The 22195-nt window shown below is 27.2% G+C and carries 23 protein-coding genes and 2 riboswitches; of the genes, 1 reads left to right on the forward strand and 22 read right to left on the reverse strand.

Going from position 1 to position 22195, the window contains the following annotated elements; all coding sequences use genetic code 11:
* Nucleotides 1-16 precede the first annotated feature (16 nt).
* Nucleotides 17-112: riboswitch (purine riboswitch) on the reverse strand.
* A gap of 481 nt (nt 113-593) precedes the next feature.
* The 21 genes from Q1X91_RS01800 to Q1X91_RS01900 all read right to left on the reverse strand — a co-directional run bounded on the left by Q1X91_RS01800 (nt 594) and on the right by Q1X91_RS01900 (nt 19549).
* Nucleotides 594-1796, reverse strand: a complete 1203-nt coding sequence (locus Q1X91_RS01800) for an ABC transporter substrate-binding protein (protein WP_300752798.1) — start codon at nt 1794-1796, stop codon at nt 594-596.
* Nucleotides 1797-1850: 54 nt separating this feature from the next.
* On the reverse strand, nt 1851-2657 hold the full coding sequence (locus Q1X91_RS01805) for an ABC transporter permease (RefSeq protein ID WP_300752800.1): 807 nt from the start codon (nt 2655-2657) through the stop codon (nt 1851-1853).
* A 12-nt stretch (nt 2658-2669) separates the two neighbouring features.
* On the reverse strand, nt 2670-3479 hold the full coding sequence (locus Q1X91_RS01810) for an ABC transporter permease (protein WP_300752802.1): 810 nt from the start codon (nt 3477-3479) through the stop codon (nt 2670-2672).
* Nucleotides 3476-4534 carry an ABC transporter ATP-binding protein gene (locus Q1X91_RS01815; protein ID WP_300752804.1) on the reverse strand — a complete coding sequence of 353 codons (1059 nt, stop codon included), beginning with the start codon at nt 4532-4534 and terminating at the stop codon, nt 3476-3478. Before Q1X91_RS01815 ends, Q1X91_RS01810 begins: the two co-directional genes overlap by 4 nt.
* Before the next feature lie 336 nt (nt 4535-4870).
* Entirely contained in the window at nt 4871-5257 is a 387-nt protein-coding gene (locus Q1X91_RS01820) for a hypothetical protein (protein WP_300752806.1), read from the reverse strand.
* Nucleotides 5258-5507: 250 nt separating this feature from the next.
* Nucleotides 5508-5675, reverse strand: a complete 168-nt coding sequence (locus tag Q1X91_RS01825; protein WP_300752807.1) for a hypothetical protein — start codon at nt 5673-5675, stop codon at nt 5508-5510.
* Nucleotides 5641-5799, reverse strand: a complete 159-nt coding sequence (locus Q1X91_RS01830) for a hypothetical protein (protein ID WP_300752808.1) — start codon at nt 5797-5799, stop codon at nt 5641-5643. The genes Q1X91_RS01825 and Q1X91_RS01830 overlap by 35 nt, the downstream gene beginning before the upstream one ends.
* 66 nt (nt 5800-5865) lie before the next feature.
* Nucleotides 5866-6648 carry a hypothetical protein gene (locus Q1X91_RS01835; RefSeq protein ID WP_300752810.1) on the reverse strand — a complete coding sequence of 261 codons (783 nt, stop codon included), beginning with the start codon at nt 6646-6648 and terminating at the stop codon, nt 5866-5868.
* Nucleotides 6649-7638: 990 nt separating this feature from the next.
* Nucleotides 7639-7917 carry a hypothetical protein gene (locus Q1X91_RS01840; protein ID WP_300752812.1) on the reverse strand — a complete coding sequence of 93 codons (279 nt, stop codon included), beginning with the start codon at nt 7915-7917 and terminating at the stop codon, nt 7639-7641.
* 223 nt (nt 7918-8140) lie between these two features.
* On the reverse strand, nt 8141-9199 hold the full coding sequence (locus Q1X91_RS01845) for a hypothetical protein (protein ID WP_300752814.1): 1059 nt from the start codon (nt 9197-9199) through the stop codon (nt 8141-8143).
* 8 nt (nt 9200-9207) lie between these two features.
* Nucleotides 9208-9891, reverse strand: coding sequence for a hypothetical protein (locus Q1X91_RS01850; protein ID WP_300752816.1), 684 nt, complete (start codon nt 9889-9891; stop codon nt 9208-9210).
* Nucleotides 9884-11101: an FtsX-like permease family protein gene (locus tag Q1X91_RS01855; RefSeq protein WP_300752818.1), complete on the reverse strand. Its 1218-nt coding sequence runs from the start codon at nt 11099-11101 to the stop codon at nt 9884-9886. The genes Q1X91_RS01850 and Q1X91_RS01855 overlap by 8 nt, the downstream gene beginning before the upstream one ends.
* A 288-nt stretch (nt 11102-11389) precedes the next feature.
* Entirely contained in the window at nt 11390-12061 is a 672-nt protein-coding gene (locus Q1X91_RS01860; RefSeq protein WP_300752819.1) for an ABC transporter ATP-binding protein, read from the reverse strand.
* Between the two features lie 2 nt (nt 12062-12063).
* Nucleotides 12064-12840, reverse strand: coding sequence for a hypothetical protein (locus tag Q1X91_RS01865; RefSeq protein ID WP_300752820.1), 777 nt, complete (start codon nt 12838-12840; stop codon nt 12064-12066).
* Nucleotides 12841-13165: 325 nt separating this feature from the next.
* Nucleotides 13166-13888 carry a hypothetical protein gene (locus tag Q1X91_RS01870; RefSeq protein ID WP_300752823.1) on the reverse strand — a complete coding sequence of 241 codons (723 nt, stop codon included), beginning with the start codon at nt 13886-13888 and terminating at the stop codon, nt 13166-13168.
* Nucleotides 13889-13922: 34 nt separating this feature from the next.
* A complete protein-coding gene (locus Q1X91_RS01875; protein WP_300752825.1) occupies nt 13923-14588 on the reverse strand; it encodes an NADH:ubiquinone oxidoreductase in 666 nt (221 codons plus the stop codon).
* Between the two features lie 20 nt (nt 14589-14608).
* Nucleotides 14609-15613: a hypothetical protein gene (locus Q1X91_RS01880; RefSeq protein ID WP_366945482.1), complete on the reverse strand. Its 1005-nt coding sequence runs from the start codon at nt 15611-15613 to the stop codon at nt 14609-14611.
* A gap of 96 nt (nt 15614-15709) precedes the next feature.
* Nucleotides 15710-16366: a permease prefix domain 1-containing protein gene (locus Q1X91_RS01885; protein WP_300752830.1), complete on the reverse strand. Its 657-nt coding sequence runs from the start codon at nt 16364-16366 to the stop codon at nt 15710-15712.
* 2 nt (nt 16367-16368) lie between these two features.
* A complete protein-coding gene (locus Q1X91_RS01890; protein WP_300752831.1) occupies nt 16369-17013 on the reverse strand; it encodes a permease prefix domain 1-containing protein in 645 nt (214 codons plus the stop codon).
* A 33-nt stretch (nt 17014-17046) separates the two neighbouring features.
* Complete coding sequence (locus Q1X91_RS01895; protein ID WP_157153697.1) at nt 17047-17376, reverse strand: PadR family transcriptional regulator; 330 nt, start codon at nt 17374-17376, stop codon at nt 17047-17049.
* A 175-nt stretch (nt 17377-17551) separates the two neighbouring features.
* Nucleotides 17552-19549, reverse strand: a complete 1998-nt coding sequence (locus Q1X91_RS01900) for an ankyrin repeat domain-containing protein (RefSeq protein ID WP_300752839.1) — start codon at nt 19547-19549, stop codon at nt 17552-17554.
* 467 nt (nt 19550-20016) lie between these two features.
* Nucleotides 20017-20125, forward strand: a riboswitch (Fluoride riboswitch).
* 100 nt (nt 20126-20225) lie between these two features.
* Between Q1X91_RS01900 and Q1X91_RS01905 the strand changes: the two genes are divergently transcribed.
* On the forward strand, nt 20226-21416 hold the full coding sequence (locus tag Q1X91_RS01905) for a cation:proton antiporter (RefSeq protein ID WP_300752842.1): 1191 nt from the start codon (nt 20226-20228) through the stop codon (nt 21414-21416).
* A gap of 68 nt (nt 21417-21484) precedes the next feature.
* Here Q1X91_RS01905 and Q1X91_RS01910 read toward each other — a convergent pair whose 3' ends face one another.
* Nucleotides 21485-22030, reverse strand: a complete 546-nt coding sequence (locus Q1X91_RS01910; protein WP_300752845.1) for a hypothetical protein — start codon at nt 22028-22030, stop codon at nt 21485-21487.
* Nucleotides 22031-22195: the final 165 nt, after the last annotated feature.

Consider the following 22195-nt stretch of genomic DNA (forward strand, 5'->3'; position numbering starts at 1 on the left):
TACCTCCGTTAATTAAAAAATAAGGCAAAAAACTTATAGTCAATTATTGAGGTAATTGGTAGAAACGTTCAGCCTATTATGAACTTATATAAGTAAATAAATCGCCTAAATGGAATTATAAAGTATTTTCATTTTATGTCAATTTATTAGAAGATACCTAAACAATTACAATTTGTCAAAAAATTATTTTTTTAATTTTAAATATTTGCAGGGCTTTGCTGCGAAGCACACAGTCGTGCCGCACCCCACTTCTTTTGTGACGCTGTCCGCCTCGCTCTGCGTGCCTTCGGCAGCGAAAGGCTATATTTCAGTCTAAATTTAATAATTTATTTTACATATAAAACATAATTAGTACTATTTAGTATTATTTTTAGATTTGCACTTTTTGCAACTTTTTGCGAAGCCCGCAGAGCGAAGGCGGGAAAAAGTTGAATAAAAAAATTGACAAACTTAAGAATTTTTAGTAGATATTCTTTTTAGTTTAAAAAAGAATGTATCACTTATAATTTAAATTGGCGCAATAAACACAATTAATTTTATAAATAACAAAATCCAAGCATATATAAAAACATACTTGGATTTTTTATTATTATTTAATTTTCTCTTTTTTTCATTTTACGAAGTATTATTATAACAGCACAAAGCAATACTATAACACCCAAAGCCACAGGTATTACCCAGCCTTTATAAGCATTATCATTAGAAAGTATTTCATTCCATAAATCTTCCATTAATATATTTGTTTCATCAGGCAATGTTATATAAACTTCGCAGTTGTCTAAAGTTTCCTGATTTGGATATATTATTTTATTATTTTTAGTTTCACTGCTCATTATAGCGATAGCTCCGTCATTAGGAGATGCATAATTAATATATTCTATATTTGCCAAAGCTACCTGAGGTTCGCATAGAAAATTAATATACATTTCAGCCAACTCTGGAGAACCTGAATTAGAAGGTATGCATATAGAATCTACGAATAAATTAGCACCTTTTTTAGGTATAATAAAATTTAAATCATGATTGCTTGCCATCATAGAAAGAGAATCGCCTGCATAATAAACACCAAGAGCTGCCTCACCTGCTTCCATTTTATCGTATATTTCGTCCATTACATAAGACTGAACTAAAGGTTTTTGTTCTTTTAATAGTCTTGCACATTCTCTTAATTCTGTTTCATTAGTAGTATTTAATGAATAACCTAAATAAGCCTGAGCTATTGAGAAAGCATCTCTAGGGTTATAATACATAAGTATCTGACCTTTATATTTTTTATCAAAAAGTATATCCCAATCTATATCAGCTTCATTTTCAGTTACCATTTGTCTGTTATAAACTATTCCAGTTACTCCCCAAGTATAAGCTAAAGAATACTCACCTGTAGGATCAAAAGGAAGGTTTTTAAATCTATTAGCTATATTAGTATGAGCTGGTATATTATTATAATTTAATTTCTGAATTAATTTTTCATTAATAAGTCTTTCTATCATATAGTCTGAAGGTATAATAACATCATACTGAATACCTCCTACTTTTAATTTTACATACATCTCTTCATTAGAGGCAAAAGTGGAGTAGTTAACTTTTATTCCAGTAAGCTCTTCAAAAGTTTTATTAACATCAAGAGAGCCGTCAGAACCATCGGATATATACTCTCCCCAGTTATAAACATTAACCGATAGATTTTGTCCTTTATACTTATGATAATAATTAGTATCAAAGACGCTAAGGTCAACACTCTGAGCATTTACTGATAAAGCAATTAACATTAAAACAGCAAAAACTTTTTTTTTCATTTTTATTTTCTCCTTCAAAATATAATTTTTTATTATCTTTTTTATTTATTTCTTCTATTTATTTCTTTTTCTTTTTAACTGAATCAAATATTTTTCTTTTTTTATCTCTTTTAAATTCATTATGACCAAACTTACAAGCACAACTATAAATATAACAGTAGATATAGCATTAATCTCCGGACTTACACGTTTTCTAGTCATAGAATAAATAGTTATAGGCAAAGTCTGCGAAGTGATTCCAGAAGTAAAATAGCTTACAACAAAATCATCTAATGAATAAGTTAAAGCCATTAAAAAACCAGCAAGTATACCCGGAAGTATATCAGGCATCACCACTTTCCAAAATGCCTGAGAAGGAGTACAGCCTAAATCTAAAGCTGCCTCATACAAACTATTATCCTGCTGTCTTAATTTTGGAAGTACATTGAGTATAACGTAAGGAACATTAAAAGTTATATGAGCAAGTATCAAAGTTGTAAAACCAAATTTTAATTTCATTATAACAAATAAAAGCATTAAAGATATACCAGTTACTATTTCCGGATTTATTATGGATATATAAGTAATACCCATAACAGCACTTTTCATTTTTTTATTAAAACTGTTTATTCCAATAGCCGCCATAGTACCAAGTATAGTAGCTATAATAGAAGATACAGAAGCTACTATTAAAGTATTAACAAATGAACTTAATATCAAATTATTAGAAAAAAGTTCTTTATACCAATTCAAAGTAAATCCAGTAAATACCCCTCTTCCTCTAGCTTTATTAAATGAAAAGAAAATGAGTATAGCTATAGGAGCATATAAAAATAGAAATATAAAAGCGATATAGCATCTTGAGATAATTTTCTTTATCATAAAAGCATATCCTTATAAAAACATACCGTCATCATCTTCATCTATCTGCTGCATAAGAGCAATAGCACATAAAGATATTACTATTAATACCAAACTTATAGCCGAACCTAAATTAGGGTTATAAGACATACCCAAAAACTGCATCTCTATCAAATCGCCTATAAGTATATTAGAGCCTCCTCCAAGCATACGAGAAATTACAAATGTACTAACAGCTGCTACAAATACCATTGTAACGCCTGCTGCCATACCAGGAATACTTAAAGGAAAAATTATTTTAGTAAACACATTAAAAGAATTAGCTCCCAAATCCTGCGAAGCCTCTATCAAACTGCTATGTATCTTTGTCATAACAGAATAAAGAGGAAGTATCATAAAAGGAAGATAGTTATAAACCATACCTATTAAAACTGCTGCCTGAGTATTGATAAGTTTCACTGGAGAAAGCCCCATAAAAAGCAAAGCCCTATTTATAAGTCCGTTATTTTCAAGTATAGTCATCCAAGCATAAGTTCTAAGAAGAAAGTTCATCCACATAGGAAGCATTACAAGCATTATAAGTGCATGCTGAATAGTTTTCTCCTGCCTTGATATATAATATGATAAAGGATAGGCAAGTATTAAGCATATTAAAGTGGAAACAGCTGCAAGTATAACAGAACGCACTATAACTGGAGTAAAAGAAGCGGCACTAGCAAAATTATCTAATGTAAAATCGCCTTTCTGATTTGTAAAAGCAAAATATATAACTAGAAAAAGAGGAACTAATACAAAAACTAATGTCCAAATCAAATAAGGTACTGCAGGTATTTTTGTTTTCATATCATAACCTCTTCAACCGTTTTTTTCATTATATGTATATTTTCTTTTGCAACATCAATTCCTATTTCAGTACCAGCCTCCCATTTTTCTGTAGAATGTATTATCCATTTATAGCCATGTGCATCGAGTATCATTTCAAAATGCACACCCTTAAATATAGCAGATTCCACTAAACCAGATATATTAGCACTTTCAGGAGGTACTACTATTATATCTTCAGGGCGTATAACAACATCAACTTTTTCTAACTTTTCAAACCCCTTATCTACACAGTCAAATACATATCCTGCAAACTCTACAATATAGTCATCATGCATAATACCGTCTATAATATTACTCTCTCCTATAAAGTCCGCTATAAATGCATTTTTAGGCTCATTATATATATCTTCAGGAGTACCAATCTGAAGTATCTCTCCGTCTTTCATAACAGCCACTGTATCGCTCATAGTGAGAGCCTCTTCTTGATCATGAGTAACATATACAAAAGTAATCTCTAATGACTGCTGAATCTTTTTTAACTCTATCTGCATTTCTTTTCTGAGTTTCAAATCCAATGCCCCTAAAGGCTCATCAAGAAGTAAAACTCTAGGCTTATTAATTAATGCCCTTGCAATAGCCACTCTCTGCTGCTGACCGCCTGAAAGTCTATTTATATTTCTGTTCCCGTAATTTTCTAAGTTTACCATTTTAAGCATTTGATAAACTCTCTCTTTAATTTCTGATTTAGGTACTTTTTTAAGATTAAGTCCGAATGCTATATTTTCAAATACATTAAGATGCGGAAATAATGCATAACGCTGAAAAACAGTATTAACTTCTCTTTTATAAGGAGGCATATCATTAATAATTTTTCCGTCAAAAAGAACTTCTCCAGAATCGGGCTTTATAAAACCTGCTATAGTTCTTAATATGGTAGTTTTTCCGCAGCCTGAGGGACCTAAAAGAGTTAAAAATTCTTTGTCTTTTATATCAAGACTAAGATTTTCTAAAATGGAGTTTTCATCGTATGAAACATTGATATTTTTTAAAGACACGATAACATTATCGCTCATAAAATGACCCCCTATGCGTATATTTGCAACAGCCTCCGTAAAATTTACATGTATATAACATATCGCTTACCCGCATAGGGTTTTTTTCGTTCTAGCTATTTATTGTATAAACAGCCTTTCTTAGTCAACAGATACACTTACTTAAGAATATCCATTACTCGAGCCATTGCACAAATCATTTATTATTAAAAATCAATATAATACAAATATAAATAATGTCAATAGTATAAAAAATATTTTTAGTAATTTTTTAGATTTTTATATAATCATCATTTTAATGCAAACAAAAAGGTCAGACTTTTGAAATCTGACCCTTTATTAAAAATAAATTTATATTTATACAAATTCAGCACTCTCACCTCTGTTATCATCAGTAAGTAAGATCTTAGTAATAGCAGTACCACTATCAGTATATATCATAGTATATTGTAAAATAGTAGGATTAGCACCAATAAAACCTAAATCTTCTATATAAGATATTTTATATTGGTTATTACTTAATTGCTCCCTTTTAGAAAACTTATATACATCAGCTCCATGATAGCTAAAGTTTCCAGCCCTATTATTAATTAAATTTCTAATATCACCAATAGGAGTATTAATATCAAAATCATCACCCCGATATACGAATATCATTTCAGTAATATTATTACCTACAATTATTCCAATTGGAATATTTGAATTAGGGTCAGGGTTAGGACTAGTATTTACAAGAATAGCCATATTTTTCTCCTTTTTTTTATATTAATTTAATAATCATATTGTATTGAATTTTATAGATTAGTAAACAATATATAAATTACTTTCTTACACATTAGAAAAAAAATTGGATATAATGAATAAAATTTTTATAACTAATAATGTAAATAAAAAAGGAGCCCAAAAAAGCCCCTTTTATGCATAATTTTTATTTTATTGTGTTACTTTTTTGTAAGAACAATAGGCTTATCAGAAATACTAGGAGAAGTAATAGTTAATGAAAACCATAAGCAATAAATTCAAAAGTTTCACATTCACCGAATGAGAATTTATATTTTGTATCTGAATATCTATCGATCTCTTTTGACAAAATCTCACCCGTATAAGTTTGACCATTAGAATAATAATTAATAGTAGTGTTCGCCATCAGCTGTAACTTCATAAATGACCTGCATAGTACCATTTTTACCTTCAGCAGAATTATTTTCATAAGTACCTACATATTTGGTATCTATACCTGTTCCTATAGGTTTTTCTGTTTCAGGATTTGTACTGTCATTTACCAAACTTATAACTAAAAAACTTAAAATAATTTTTTGTCATCATTAAGCCTCTTTTAAAAATATATAAAATTATTTAACTTTAGTAAGTGCAGTAAATTGAATATCTGAACTTCTATGTGAAGCATCTTTATAACCTACAACTTTACCGTCTGTTATACTAGGATTAATTTTTGTTTGACTTCTATTAATAATAAAATTTAAACTTACGTCATCATTTAAAGACATTTTAGTACCTGAATAATGAAATCCCAATACTTGACAATTTTTACTTGCATCTACATAAAGAAAAAATGAACTTGGTATACTATGTATATTTGAAGTATTTCCTGAAGATGATGTTTTAACGAATGTATCATCAATAGTTACTGTTTCTTTTATACCTGCTGAAGTAGTACCTTCCCAAGTACCTTTATATCCATCAGGTATTTTTAATCCTGCTGGTAAATCTGCATACATTATACCTTCTATTTTACTGCCGTCACTTTTTACAATATTAACGCTTCCATAATAAGTTGTATCAGTAGGAAATATAATAGAGCCTTCATACTCACTATTATATATTAAATAAACTCTATATTTATCAGTAATAATATCTGTAACTGTATCGCCTTCTGCATTTATGCTGTATATATCTGATTTTGTAATATCAGCTTTTAATGTGTCCTGCTGTAATCCTGTTATTCCTCCGTTTTGAATGGATATTGTATAAGTATTTCCATCCATACTAAAGAATTTAAAACCATATGCAGCATATTTATCAGCTATTCCATTAGCTTTATATTCTGAGGCTGTAGGAGTAGTACCTGAACCATCATTAGTAAGATTTGTACTGTCATTTCCGCAGCTTATCATTAAAAAACTTGAAACCAAAAAAGTGAATAAAAATATTTTTTTGTCATAATCGCCTTTCTTAATTATTATATTTTTATATTGTCAGTTATTTTTGAAACCAAAACTACAATAAAAAAACATTATTTTTTAATATAATTTTATATTCTAAACTATAATATTTTTTAGTATGCAGGTACTACACATTAAATAGAAAATACTCCAACATACCTCTTCCCATCTTTTGAAAAATCAATATCAAGAGACTGTTCAGAAAATATAAAATTAAAAGATGCTCCTTCATAGCTTCCAGAATATACTCCATTTCCTTTGTCAAAAATATAGCCTTCTGGAATAATAAATGGAGAATTGCTTCCTATTTCAATTTCAACTGAACCCTTATCTGTCGTTCTTATAGTTGTATTATAATTAACACTGCCGTCACTGAGAACTCCTGTATATACTTTAAATCTGTACTACTGAGGAAGTCCTGTGCCAGTTGCTCCTGTTACATCATTATTGCTACAGCTTATAACTAAAAAACTTGAAACTAATAAACTAAGAAAAATTGTTAATGTCTTTTTTAACATAATAAACTTTTTCTATTTTTATAAATATAAAACAAATAAATCAAAAAACAATAAAACTTTTTTGATTTTTTTGAAAATTTTTTATAATTATTTTAGACTTATAGTGTAATTTCATAATTATATATTTGTTTTTTATAAAATTACATCAAATAATTACAGAGTAAATAAAAATATTTTTTTAATCGTAGTATTAATGCTCCTTTTTATATGACAATAAAAATAGTTAATAATAAATAAGAGGCTTTTTATAGCCCCTTATTTTTATAAAACTTTTATTATTGTTTTGTAATATTAAGCGAACTCATTGTATTTATATAAATATATTTTTCACTATGTCAATATAAAGTTTTCACATTTATTAAACTTTAAAAATTAGACTTTTATATTATCATTATTTTTATCAAACTTTCATTTATTATACAGATTATTGTTTTTCTAAAATAAATGAATTTATCAATTCTCCTTCTGTATAATTATTCATTGTAACTGCTGTATCTGTAAATATAAATTCAATATATACCGCTTGACCATTTTTAATAACTGTTTTATTTTTATAAATATTATCAGATACTTTTATCATCACATCATTTGTCATAGTTGCACTATATATTTGCTTTCCATTTACAATGCTACTCAGAGTTATACTTTGTTCATCTACTATTATTTTTATATCAGATTTTATTCCTTGATCATCTAATGACATAATATAAGTACCATACCATTTAAAATCTACAGGCGTACCATATGTGTATTCATTGCCGTAGCTTATAGATAATAAATTTAGTGCAATTAAAATAAATAAAATTTTAAAAAACTATTATTCATATATACCCCTATAGTATATGATTATATATATTTTTTTTACTATGTCAATATAATTTTTTTATAATTAAAATATTATGCTTAAAATTAATAAGAATATAGCTTTAATAGTTATATTCCAATGCTATTTCAAATGCATGCTCTAAAACTTCATCTTTATTAAAAGGTGTATAATAATTAAAAGTAAAACCAAAATTATTATAATTGATGAGCAGTTTTGCATTTAAATCCATTTTATAATTAGGAGAATGAGAAAAATAAGTTATTATATTAAATAAATTGTTAAGAAAAGATAAATAAAGTCCTATAGAATAAAATGAATGACTATCCTCATAAAAATATTCTACATAAGGACTAAGTATAAAATCATAATTATAAATAAAAGTATAATTAATACCTAAAAGGCTTTTTATATCATCAAGACTTTTTCCTATATTATCACTGCTTAAAATATTATAAGTAACATTTCCATAAAGTTTAAGACCTATATCAAATATATATGAAGCCTCAAAACCAAGCATTAAACTATTTTTAAGTGTTAAGTCATAAGTATATTTTGTAATAGCCATTAAACCCAAATGAGAAGAGGAATATTTTAAATAATACCAAGAAGTATAATACTGAGGCTCTTTTAATAAATCTATTGATTTAGTATCTGTAATAAAACCTATTGAATGAGTTATATTGTTCTGATAAAAATTAAGCTCGCTGTTATATAAAGCATCAAAATCATTATATAATACACTGTCTCCTACAAACATATACTGCCTATTAAAACCTTCTCCGAAATGGAATTTCCTTTTACCTATATAAAAACCTAAAATATCATTTATATATGTAAACTGAAGCTCATCAAAATTAAAAGAAGCATATGCTTTATTATCAGTTTGTTTTATAAAATTGCCGTTATCATAAATAATATCTCTATTATCTTTGGTGCATATTCTTAATGCAGGCTTAAATGAAAAATAAAAATTATTATTAAGATATTCAAAACCAAGATAAAAATAAGTATCATTGCTTAAAATAGAATTTGGTATAAATGCCGTTTCTTTCATATCTATATAACTAAAATTATTTTTTATTCCAAACTTAGGAGTTATATCAGCGAATGCTATAGATGATACAATAAAAAAAATAAGATATATTTTTATATTTTTCATTTCTTTAATTAATCTTTAAATAAACTAAAAAGCATTTTCATGTTTTCACTTCTAAAATATGAGCTTGAATAATTTGAAGGTACTGCACTTTCTATAGTGCATACTGTGCTTAAATTCGTATTAATAATCAAATTATAAAACTCCATATCATTAAAAGCATTATTACTAATTTTATATATTCCTCTTTTTAATGCCTTGCCGCTGTTATCAAAAAAATCTATACTATAGCCATTAGAAGTTTTTTTTAATATCGCCTTAGCATAAGGTACGCTTCTATTTTTCTTTACTAAATTCATCTCTTCTAAGCTTATCTCTTTTTCAATTTTATAATCATCAGTAAAGTTGATAGACATCAAATCATTCATATTGGCAGCTCCTGTTACAACATAGCTTCCAGATATTTTTAAAGGCGAAACCTGCTTCTCTCCCTGAACAAAAAAGCCTTGATTATTAGCTAAAAATAAAGTTTTATTATCTTTCAAATACATTAATTTATAATCTTTTCCAACTATCATATCAAAATTATTAATAGTTTTTTTTCCGTCTTTTATATCAGTAAATGTGCCTGATAATTTATAGCTTTTGCCGCCTCTATTATAAATATTAACAAAATCATCAAATATATTCTGACTGTACAAATTAAAAGATAAAATACTTATTATAAATAAAAATTTTAAAAATCTTCTAAACATATTTTATAACCTCTATTATAGGCATCTTTATAACCTTTATTATTGGATAAATACCTGCCAAAATTGATACAGATAATACCCATGCAAATATTAAAACAGTATCTTTAAATGTTAGTAATAAACTTAAAGAATATCCGTCAGTAGCCCCCGGAAATTTCATTATAAAGTTTGAAGCATTAAGTATTCCAGAAGCACTGTAAGAAATAATTATTGAAATAACTGAACTTAATACCGCCATTATGATAATTTCCAAAAATAAAAGCAAAGTTACATTTTTTATATTTATTCCTAATGCACGCATAGTACCAAACTCATTTAAACGCTCTAAAAAATTTGTAGTAAGCATCTGCATAACTGAAACAAATACTAATATGCTCAATACCCCCAAAGCTATTAAATAATTATTAGTATTCATGTCAATAACAGAAAGTAAAAATGCATTCAAATCCTTCCAATCTTTAGCCTCATAATTTAAATTGTTTTCATTAAAATATTTGTTAAGGTTATTTTTTATTTCTTCAGCCTTTTTATAATCTTTTAAATATATAAGTAAATTATGAGCATCACCATATTCAAGACCAAATATTTCATATACAGCATTAAGAGGACAGTAAATAGTAATAGCATCTGAAGCACTATTATTTAATGATATCAAACCAACAGCCATTAAAGAACCTAAACTTATACCCTCTCCAAAATCAGTCATCAAATTTAAATAATGCTCTTCATCATAATTGAGATTAAAAAACTCTCCCAAATCTTTACCTAGCACCATAGTATTAATATCATCATCAAATATAGGTGTACCAGACTTTAAAGAAACTGATGACATGATCTTTGAAGGTTTTTCATAAGCATATCCTGAAAAGAATTTACTTTTACTTTCATTGCCTATAAGTCCGCTTATATCTAGTTTTTTCTGATAATCATTAACTTCATTTATAGTTTCAAGTTTTTTATAAATTACTTCAAAATCATTATCTTTAAGCATATTTATTTTTTCGCTTTTTTTATCCCAATATGATTTATCAGCTATTACAATAGATCCTCCGCTTGTATTTATACTTGTAATAATGCCTTCTTTTGTGAAGTTATTATATCCGCTTATCATCATAAGAGATACAAAAGACACTATAATAAGTATCATATTTAAAATTGTTCTGGTTTTATTATACCAAAGATTATCAAACGCTAATTTTATTATATTCATTTATCTGTCCATTATAGTTATTAATAAAATTTTATTATTGTTCTTTTTCCCGCCGCAAAAAGAACCAAAAAGTGCAAGTGAAAAATACTTTTAAACAATATTCATTATATTTTAAAAGGTAAGATAAATTATGCATTTTATAATTAAAAACATAACCTTTTTGCTTCTCCCCGCATGCGGGCTGTGCCTGTGGCACACCGAAGTCGGGCATGCGTCACAAAAGAAGTGGGGATATAGCACGACTGTGTGCTTCGCATCAAAGCCGCCACAAAAAACTAAAAATTATTACTATATATTAAGTATTAGTCCTCCATCTCTCATAATGTATTTTGTATCAGCATAATTCTCTATCAATTCATCATGCGAAATAAAAAAGCCTATGCCGTTTCTTCTCTTTATAGTGTTTCTTATATATTCATAAATAAATTTGCTCGTATCAGTGTCCAAATTCGCACTTATCTCATCTCCAAATATATAAGGAGCTTCGCTTACCAATGCCCTTGCAATTGCCACTCTCTGTTTCTGTCCTCCTGAAAGCTGTTCTGGTTTTTTCTTTTTCAAATTATCTATTTTTAAGTTTTCTAATATTTCATTAACTTTTTTATTTATATTAGAAGAACTTTCGTTTAAAAATTTAAGAGGAAGTGCCACATTATCAAATACACTCTGAGTTTTTAATAGTTCAAGAGACTGTAAAATAAGCCCGATGTTTAAAAGTCTGAAACTGCTTCTTTCTCTATCACTCAATCTTGAAACCTCTTTATCATTCCAATAAACTGATCCCTCTGTAGGAATATCTATACTTGAGAGTATGTGAAGAAGCGTACTTTTACCAGCTCCGGAAACTCCAGCTACCCAAACAATTTCTCCGTCTTTTATATCCAAACTAATATTTTTATTTGCAGCTATATTATAATCTTTAGTCTTATATATTTTTGATATATTTTTGCATTTTATCATAATTAAAAGTCAGAACCCTCCGCACTTAAAAATCCGTCATTACCTTTATCGTAAGAGTTTTTTAATAAATACCCGTAAAAACCTTTAGGATACATTTTCAAAGCATTATCCAATTCTTCAAATGCCTTATCTGTTTCATTTACTTTCATATATGCCATAGACCTATAAATATAAGCTCTGTAAATCATATAGTCTGGTAAATTACTTGTATCATTTAATGATGTCATCACAGAATAGTATGCCGCATTATTATAAAAACTCAAAGTAGCTATCTGCCACATTCCATAAACCTGCTTTGCTCTTATATTATTTTTATTCTTTAATAGAGCCAAACGGGAATAAGTATACATATCAACAATCGCACTGTAAGGATATTTTTTATTAAAAAAAGCAAGAGAAGTAAAAGAATTAGCAAAATTAGCATAAGCTCCGTAAATATCAGAAGAGCCTTTTTTAAAAACTTTATCTTTTTTAAGATTTTTATATATATCCCCTAATATTTTATAATCCTCTTCAAAAGTTCCGCTTGCAATAGATACATTAGCCCATAGAGTATAGCATTCTATACTTAAATACATTTTCTCTTCTTCGCTTAAATTACTGTTTTTTATTCTATTTAAAATATCTTTAGCTTCGCTCGTTCTAACAAGTCTCCCCCCTGAATGATATTCATTATTTTTATTATCTATCTCTTTTAATATATTATTAGCTTCGCTTGAAACTTCAGCGTATAGTCCGCAGAAAAAACTAATAAAAATCAAAATAATCACTCTAAACATTTTAATATCCTTATTTATTACAGTAATTTTATATATACCTAAACAATTATAGTTTATCAAAATTAGTTTTTATGTTTTTATTATTTTCGGGGACTAGCCCCCGAACCCCCACTTCTTTTGTTGCCACAAAGAAGCAAAAAGGCTACATTTCAGTCTAAATTTAGTAATTTATTCTACATGTAAAGCATAAATTAGTACTATTTAGTATTATTTTCATACTTGCACTTTTTGATTCTTTGACGAAGTCCGCCTGTGGCGTGCGGCTGGAAAAAGAACAACAAAAAAATTGATAAACTTAAAAATTTTTAATATATTTAACCATATCTTAATTAAACATTCCTTTTCCTTTATTATTCATATCAATAACATTTTTTATAAAAGCCCCCTCTGGAAATATATCTTTTGCCATTTTCATGTACTTATCATAATTGGCTTTATCATTATTTTTAAAATATGCCTGAGAAGTCCATAAATAAACTATATGTTTTTCCCATTTCTCTTTAGCATTGCTTTCAGCCTTTTTAAATATTGGCAGTGCTTTATCTATTCCGCCTCCTACAAACTCTGGGCTGTATGCTGTAAGCATTGCTTTGCCCAAAAGTGAAGGAAAATGATTCGCGTTAATTTTTAAAGCATTATCATATATCTCTCCGGCTTTTGCTGAAAGTTTTATAACATCATTAAATGAAGAATAATTAATAGCACCGCTCATCACATCAGCAACAGAGGCCATATAATCAGCATCTTTTTCTGAAAGTAAAGGAGTATTTTTACTTATATTATCATTTAATAATTTATAAGCCTCTCTTTTACTTTTAGGATTCATGTATATGTCCATAAGTAAAATAAGATTTTCATAGGTTTGTTTTTCTATATTTCCATAATTAGCATTTTTTATTTTTTCTATAACAGCATTTAAATCCCCTTCTTTATTTGTATTAATCATATAGTAAATATTATAAAGCTCATTAAATTCTTTGCTGTATGAAAAAGCTGAAATAGTCAAAACAAAAGATAAAAATAAAACTGTTAAAATTTTTTTTATCATATTAAATCCTCCTTAAAACAATATACAATAAAAACTACTCATTATTAACATCATTATTCAAATTATTCGTATTAGCAAAAAATGGTTTGTCTTTTATCTTAATATAAATAAAATAAGAAATCATCACAGCCATAAAAGTACATACAACAGAAACAACATAAGTAACAATCTGCTGAATTATTATATCATTATTAATAGTTATATTATTTTTAATAAAGCTAAAAAAGAATGATGAAAAAGTTAATCCGTTTATAACAAATCTTATAAATGCAATTATCAAAGCAGTTATTAAAGCCATACTAATATTAAAATCAATACCTTTCTTTTTAATATACATCTTCATAAAATAAATAGTTAAGCAAGTTAATATAATACCAGCTATATTAACAATAATACCCAAAGCACTTTGAATCATCATATACATCAAAGTTACAGGAGTAGAATCCAAAATAGTAAACATTCTTATAATTTCAAATAATCTAAAAAATATATAATATAAAATACCAATCACTATTGAATAAATAGGAGAATATAAAAATGCTGGAAGTATAAAAAATACACTAAATATAGCAGTACAAAATATAGCAATTATACCCAATACTTCTGAATTAAAAGGTATTAAATAAAATGATAAACTCAATGCTGTATAAAAGATTAAGCATAAAAAAGAAAATATAATTCTATTTTTAGCATTTATCATAAGAAATAAACTCCAAAACATTAAAACACTATAGTGCTTATTATCAAGTTCATAACCAAACTTTTATTATTATCAACACCAAAAGTCAATTGTAAAGGTGTTGTACCGTAAAGGTTATACCCTATTCCTCCTCCTACTACATACAATAAATTTCCTTTATCAATACTAGTTTCAAAATATTTTCCATATCCCACATTTCCAAAAGCAACTAAGTATATATCATTAAAACCAGATGGAAGAAATCTCATAAAAAATTTATATTCAAGATGAACAAATGTAAGAAAATCCATATTTTTAAGATGAGCTTCTAAATTGGTTAAAGGCATCATCATAAGAGAGTATAAATATTTAAACCCTATAGAATATTTTTTACTGCTTTTATCAAAATAAGCACTGTATCCTATATAAGGCATAATTCCAAGCTCGCCCCAATAATGAAAAAATGAATAAGGCATACTAGCTGAAACATTATATGAATACTGATTTTCATTAGGTATAATGCTCGCACCTATGCCAGCATTAAATTTAAGTTTATTAACTCCGTCATCAACAAATGTAGAACTTAAACCAACACTTTGATTAATCTTAAAAATAGAGCTTAATCTATAAACTTCCCTCTCGGAAGAAAATATCTTTCCTATATTCATTCCATAATAAATCATTACATTATCAAAAGAATATCCTAATTTTAATTGTCCGTAATATTCTAAATCTTTATAATTAAATGTAGAAAAAGGAGGTGTTATCCCCTGCTTATAATTCAAATCTATAAAAAATCTTCTATATCTGTACTCCATTCCAATATTAGCAAATATTCCGAATGACGACTCAGAGCCGTAATCAAAACTTATCCCTACGCGAGGTACATATACAAAATGTGAATTCTTTTTATATGCATATCCTAAATCAACAGAAAAAGGAAATCCAAAATAATTATAACTATAATGAAAACCAGATTTTACAAAATCATTCTGAGCAAAGAGGAAACTTGATAATATGCTGAACAAAATTAATATTCTAAATATTTTCATAAAATATAAATCACCTACTATTTATCTTATATTACTATTATAACATAAGTATTATGTCTGTCAATATACTTTGTATAAAATATTACAAATTTATTTTTTATATTCAAATATCTTACTCCTAAATAAATAATAATCTGCAATTATAGAAATAGTCCAATTCAATATTCCAATAAAAGCCCAAGTAAACCATAAATAATGATTATATTTAATAGTAACAATATTTGTAATAAGCATTACTGCTGAATAAATTATAACCGCAATAATAGAGTTTTTTAAATTAATTTTATAAATATCATAACTATATTTTCTTATTTTAGGTTTGATATTATCAGAAAAATTCCAAAGAGAATAAATAACTATATAAATAAATAACATCAAATAAAAATAAGGCATAGTAAGTTTATACCCGATTTTAGTAGTTTCATTAAAAATACTTACATTCTCTATAATCAAACCCAAAATAAAAACCAAAAAAGCTGTAGAAAAAGAAGATATTAAAGCTGTTAATATTTTTATATAAACATTATAAACAATTTTAGCATCTTTACTTATATCTTCAAAAACTTCATCAATATTTCCGAGACTCTCTATAGCTTTACTGCATGCTTCTTCATATTTCATTCCATTTTTTACATAATCTTTAACTTCAGAATTAAGCATATCTTTTATTTCATCTAACTGTTCAAGCACTTCTTTAGTATTTGGATATTTCTTTTTTATATTTTTATAAAAATCATTAATATTCATAATTATTTCCCCTTTAAATTTTTAAAAAAACTATAAAAGAAAAATACAGTCAAAGGCCAAGATGAAGCATATATAATAACAAATAAAAACCAAATATGATGCGGGCTAAAAATAATATTAAATATAAATACAGATATTGCTATAATAAAAAAACCTATTATAGAATATTTTAAGTTTATCTTATAATCATTACAAGTATATTCAACCACTTCATATCTATTACGCATATTAATAAAAGGTATAACTGTAGCTAAAAAAATAGCAATTATTCCAGAAACAATAAAAAACATACTTGCAATTAAAGAATTATTTATATAAGAAAAAAACAATATATTATTATTTTTCAAAGAAATGAAGCATAATAATAAACTTAAAAAAACTACAATAAAAATATCAATAATACCAGAAAATAAATATAGTCTATGTTTATTAACTATTTTTGCATCCTTTGATAATTCTTCAAGCATAGAATCTATATCACCTAAAGATTTAATAGCATTGTTAAAAGCTTCTTTTTCATCTTTTCCATTATTAATATATTCTTCAGTTTTCATATATAAATAATTTCTAAGCTCTTCAATCTGATCCATAACTTTTTGAGTATTAGGATATTTATTTTTTAATTCATTACAAAAATCATCTATCATAATATTTTCTCTTTTATACAAGATATACAATATCTATTCAATATCAAGGAGTTTATCTATTATTTTTTTGGTAAAAAGCCATATATCTCTCTCTTCTTTTAAAAACTTTTTGCCTTCTTCTGTAATCTTATAATATTTTCTTCTTCCGCCCTGACTTTCATCACCCCAGTAGCCTTCTATCAGCTTTTTACTTTCAAGCCTTCTTATAGCACTGTATAAAGTCTGACCATTAATCTCATATTCTCCATTAGTTTTATCAGTTATCAATTTAGAAAGCTCATAACCGTAAGAATCATTATCTTTTAAAAAATGCAAAACTACAGCATCTATATGACCTCGTATAATATCGCTTTCTATATACATTATATTCTAAATCCTCATTCAATTAATAATTATAAATAAAAGTAAAGTAAATGTATAAATTTGTCAATAGCTGTATTTTATAAGCTATATAACAATTTTTATTAATACAAAAAATAGGCCTGAAATTTATAATAACTTCAAGCCTATTTAGTACACAATTATAATATAATGATAATTACCACCATTTTTTATTTAAATCTGGTTTTCTTATATATTCTGGAAGAACTAATTCTTTTTTATCATCATTAGTAGCAGTATTGTTATTATTTTCAGGTATATACCTAGAATCACCTCTCAAATAAGAAGCTATATTTTCATATCCATTATCATAAGCCAAATCAGCAGCTGTATAACCGTCTCCATCTTTTATATTTTTATCAGCATTACATTTTTCTACCAATGCCATAACACTGTCCATATTACCATAAGCAGCTGAATAATGCAAAGCAGTATCTCCAGTAGAATCTTTTATATTAACATCAGCTCCTCCGTCCTGAACTAAAGAAACTAAAGCATCAGAATTATCTTCCAAAGCAGCATAATGTATAGGGTACATACTTTCATTGTTGGCTATATTAACGCTTGATTTATCAGAAGAAACTATATTTTTTATAACATCAGAAGAAGCATACATTGCAGCATAATGAAGTGCAGTATTTCCGTCAGAGTTTTGTATTTTTGTATCAGCACCATATTTTAAAAGTACAAGAACTGTAGAAGGATTATCTTTCATAGAAGCCCAATGCAAAGGTGTGTCATTTCCATTATTATCTGTTTCATTAACTAATGTTTTATCTTTTTCTAATAATAATATAACAGCATCATCATTTCCATTAGCTGAAGCTACATGTATAGGCATAGCTCCGTCTACATCATCTCTTGCTCTTATATTACATCCAGCCTCTATAAGAGTATATATTATATCAGCATTTCCTATATATGAAGCAGTTATTAAAGGGGTAGCTCCTCCCAAATACCAATTATCCAAAGTAGCCTCATAAGGAAGTTTTACTTCTTTATTAATATCTTTATAAGAAAGCAAAGCCTCTACAGAATCTAGGCTATTATTAATAACAGCTAAATGCAAAGGAGAATATCCGTTTTCATCTACGAAATTAGGATTAACTCCTTCTTTTATTAAAGTATTTATAGCTATTATATCATTATTTTTTACAGCAACTAAAAGTTCAAGCTGTTTAACATCAAGAGGCTTTTGTGTATCATCTGATGAAGTTGCAGGCTGTTCTGGAACAGATTCTTCAGCTATTTCACCTTGCATATTTTCATCTATAGCTTCTCTCTCCTCTGCCTGAGCAATTGCATCTCCTTCTAAAGTTTCTTCTTCTGTATTATTATCAGCAACAGCAGTTTCATCATCAGTTACTTCTTCAGCGTCCTCTCTTGCTATATTTCCAGTTAAATAATTTCTAACATCATCGCGTCTTGCATAATATACAGGATTATTGCCGTCTTTAGTTAAACTCTCTTTATCAGCACCCAAATCAACAAGAGCCTGAACAGTCTGAAGTGAAGAGAAAGCAGCCGCATAATGAAGAGCAGTCCAGCCGTCTGCATCTTTTGCTTCTATATCTGCACCATTTTCCATTAATAATTTAACTGTATCTGGCTTATCTTTCATAGCAGCCCAATGCAAAGGAGTGTTTCCTCTATTATCTGTATCATTGATTGTAGTAGGGTCTTTCTCTAAAAGTATTGATACTACTTCATTATTTCCGTTAGCTGATGCCATATGTATAGCCATACTTCCGTCAACATCATCTTTGGCTTTAATATCGGCGTTATTATCAAGCAAAGCTTTAACTATATTTGCATCGCCTATATATGAAGCTAAAATCAAAGGACTTGCTCCGCCTAAATACCAGCCGTCTATACTTACCTTCATATCTAGTTTGGAATTAATATTTATATTTTCATCTTTAAGCAAAGTATTTACAGTATTTAAGTCTCTATTATAAATTGCTCTATGTAAAGGAGTATACCCTTCTCCGTCCAATACATTTATATCTATATCAACAGAATTAGATAATATATTTGATACATTATCTGCGTTTTTTTCATTGATAGCATTAAACAAGCTAGTTTCATTTGTTGTTAATGCGAATATAGAATAACTAAAAGTTAAGAATATAGCTAAGAATTTAATACGTTTCACTTCTGATACTCCAATTTTATAAATTATCAATAATAAGTATATTAGATAATAAATAAATATCAAGTATAATAAAAAATTTATACATAAAATTTTACTTTAATTAATTTTATATAATTAGACTTGTTTAAAAACTCTATTTTTTAATACTTATAGTTTTTTAATTTAATATTTTTTTAATTATAGTTGAGGCTTTGCTGCGAAGCACACAGTCGTGCCAAACCCCACTTCTTTTGGTGACCCAAAGAAGCAGGCACAGCCCGCAGTCGCGAAAGACTGCATGTCTATATACTGAAACGATAGTTTATACAACATATAAAACATTATTTTTATAATTGATAAATTATGAAATTTTATACATAATCTTGTCAAGTACTTTTGAAACAAGTCTAATAATTAAATTTTTTATAAAAACAATAATTATAAAAACTTGAAATAAAAAGTAATTATGATAAAATATCTCATAAAAATAAGGAATAAGGAATGAGGTCTCCTTAGATTATTTACATTATCAAATAATCAAACCGCTTAATATTTATTTCCAGACAAAATATAAAAGCTGATGACTTCTGCAAATTTTATGATTTTTTTTATGTATTTGCAGACAGCAGTTTTATATTTTCTAAAATCTTAAATTCATAATAAAAAATCAAATACTATTAAAAAAGGATTTAATCTTATGCTTCTTAGTTTGGCATTAATATTTTTATGCGGAATGCTTTTAGGAAAAATATTTTCTCTATTAAAACTTCCTTCTCTTTTAGGACTTATTATAACTGGAATTATATTAGGTCCATATTGTTTGAATCTATTAGACAGTTCAATACTTTCAATATCGGCAGATTTAAGAGAATTGGCTCTCATTATCATACTTACGCGTGCAGGGCTTAATCTTGATATAGAAGATTTAAAAAAAGTAGGACGTCCTGCGATACTAATGTGTTTTATCCCTGCAAGTTTTGAGATAATAGGAATGGTTTTAATAGCTCCAAAACTTTTTAATATTACTTTATTTGAAGCAGCTTTAATGGGTTCGGTTGTAGCTGCTGTTTCTCCTGCAGTGCTTGTTCCTAAAATGCTTAAACTTATTGATGAAAGATATGGTACTAATAAAAGCATACCTCAATTAATTATGGCAGGTGCTTCTGTTGATGATATATTTGTAATAGTGTTATTTGCTTCTTTTACTTCCTTAGTTAAAGGCGGAAGTGTTTCAGCACTTGATTTTTTGAAAATACCTACTTCTATAATATTCGGTCTTTTAGTAGGTATTATAACAGCATTGATACTCACAAAATTTTTCTCACGCTTTCATATAAGAGACAGTGCCAAAGTGGTAATAATATTAAGCATATCATTTATACTTGTAACAATAGAAAACTCTATATCAAAGTTTTTTAATGGTATTATAGGATTTTCTGGTCTTCTTGCTGTTATGAGTTTAGGAGCATTTTTAAAAGCTAAAAAACAAGAATTATCAAAAAGACTATCTTTAAAATATTCCAAACTCTGGGTGGCTGCAGAAATTATGCTTTTTGTATTAGTTGGTGCTACTGTCAATATAAAATATGCTCTCAATACCGGCTTTACTGGTATTTTACTAATATTCGCTGTATTAATCTTTAGAATGCTTGGGGTTTTAATTTCTCTAATAAAAACTAATCTAAATAAAAAAGAGAAAATATTCAGCATGATTGCCTACTGTCCTAAAGCAACTGTACAGGCTGCGATAGGTTCAATTCCTTTATCTTTGGGTTTTGCTTCAGGCGAAATCATACTCACTATAGCAGTACTTGCAATACTTATAACTGCTCCCCTAGGCTCTTTTGCAATAGAATTATTTTATAAAAGATTATTAGAGCATGAATAATTAAATAAAGACTTCTTAAAAATAACTTTTATATACTTTTAAGAAGTCTAATTTATAAATTATGATATTTATTTTCCAGTATTTTCTCTAATACATTGAACAGATAAATTATCAAATGTTTCTTCATTATATCCTTCAAGAGAAAATTTAACTTGCAGCTTTACTTTAGAGTACTCTCCGTCTTTTAACTTTGTTTTCATTTTATCCACACCATCTTTAGATAAAACAACCATATCATTAAACGTAATAGTAAAATCTTCTTTAACTAATCCTATATCTTTAGAAGCGGTATCAGAACTATCAAATGTTAATGCTGTAACTGTAACACTGGCATTTTCTATTTGAAATGTCAAGTTAGGATCTTTACATGTAGACTGAAAATCAGTACCTACTGAACCTGATTCAAAATTATAACTTCCTAGTGTTAATTTAATAACTTCATTTATTCCTGATATATATCCAAATTCAGGAAAATTTTTATTTTGTCCTGTTTGTCCAGTATTTCCTCCATTATCTGAGCTGCTTCCTCCATTGTTGTTATTAGGATTTGAAGGACTATTGCAGCTAAATATCAACAACATCACAGATAACATTAATAGTAATTTTTTAATCATTTTTATTTCTCCTTAAGAATAAAATTATTTTATATTAACTTATACTTATTTTTGCAATAGCAAAAAAGCTTATAAGATAATAAGCCGAAGTAATTTAAAGGAATTGATGAAAAATTAGAATATAGTTTCTTTATTAAGTATAAAAAACTATATAGCGGTGCGGTG

It is taken from the genome of uncultured Brachyspira sp., from assembly GCF_949287625.1.
Classification (GTDB): Bacteria; Spirochaetota; Brachyspiria; order Brachyspirales; family Brachyspiraceae; genus Brachyspira.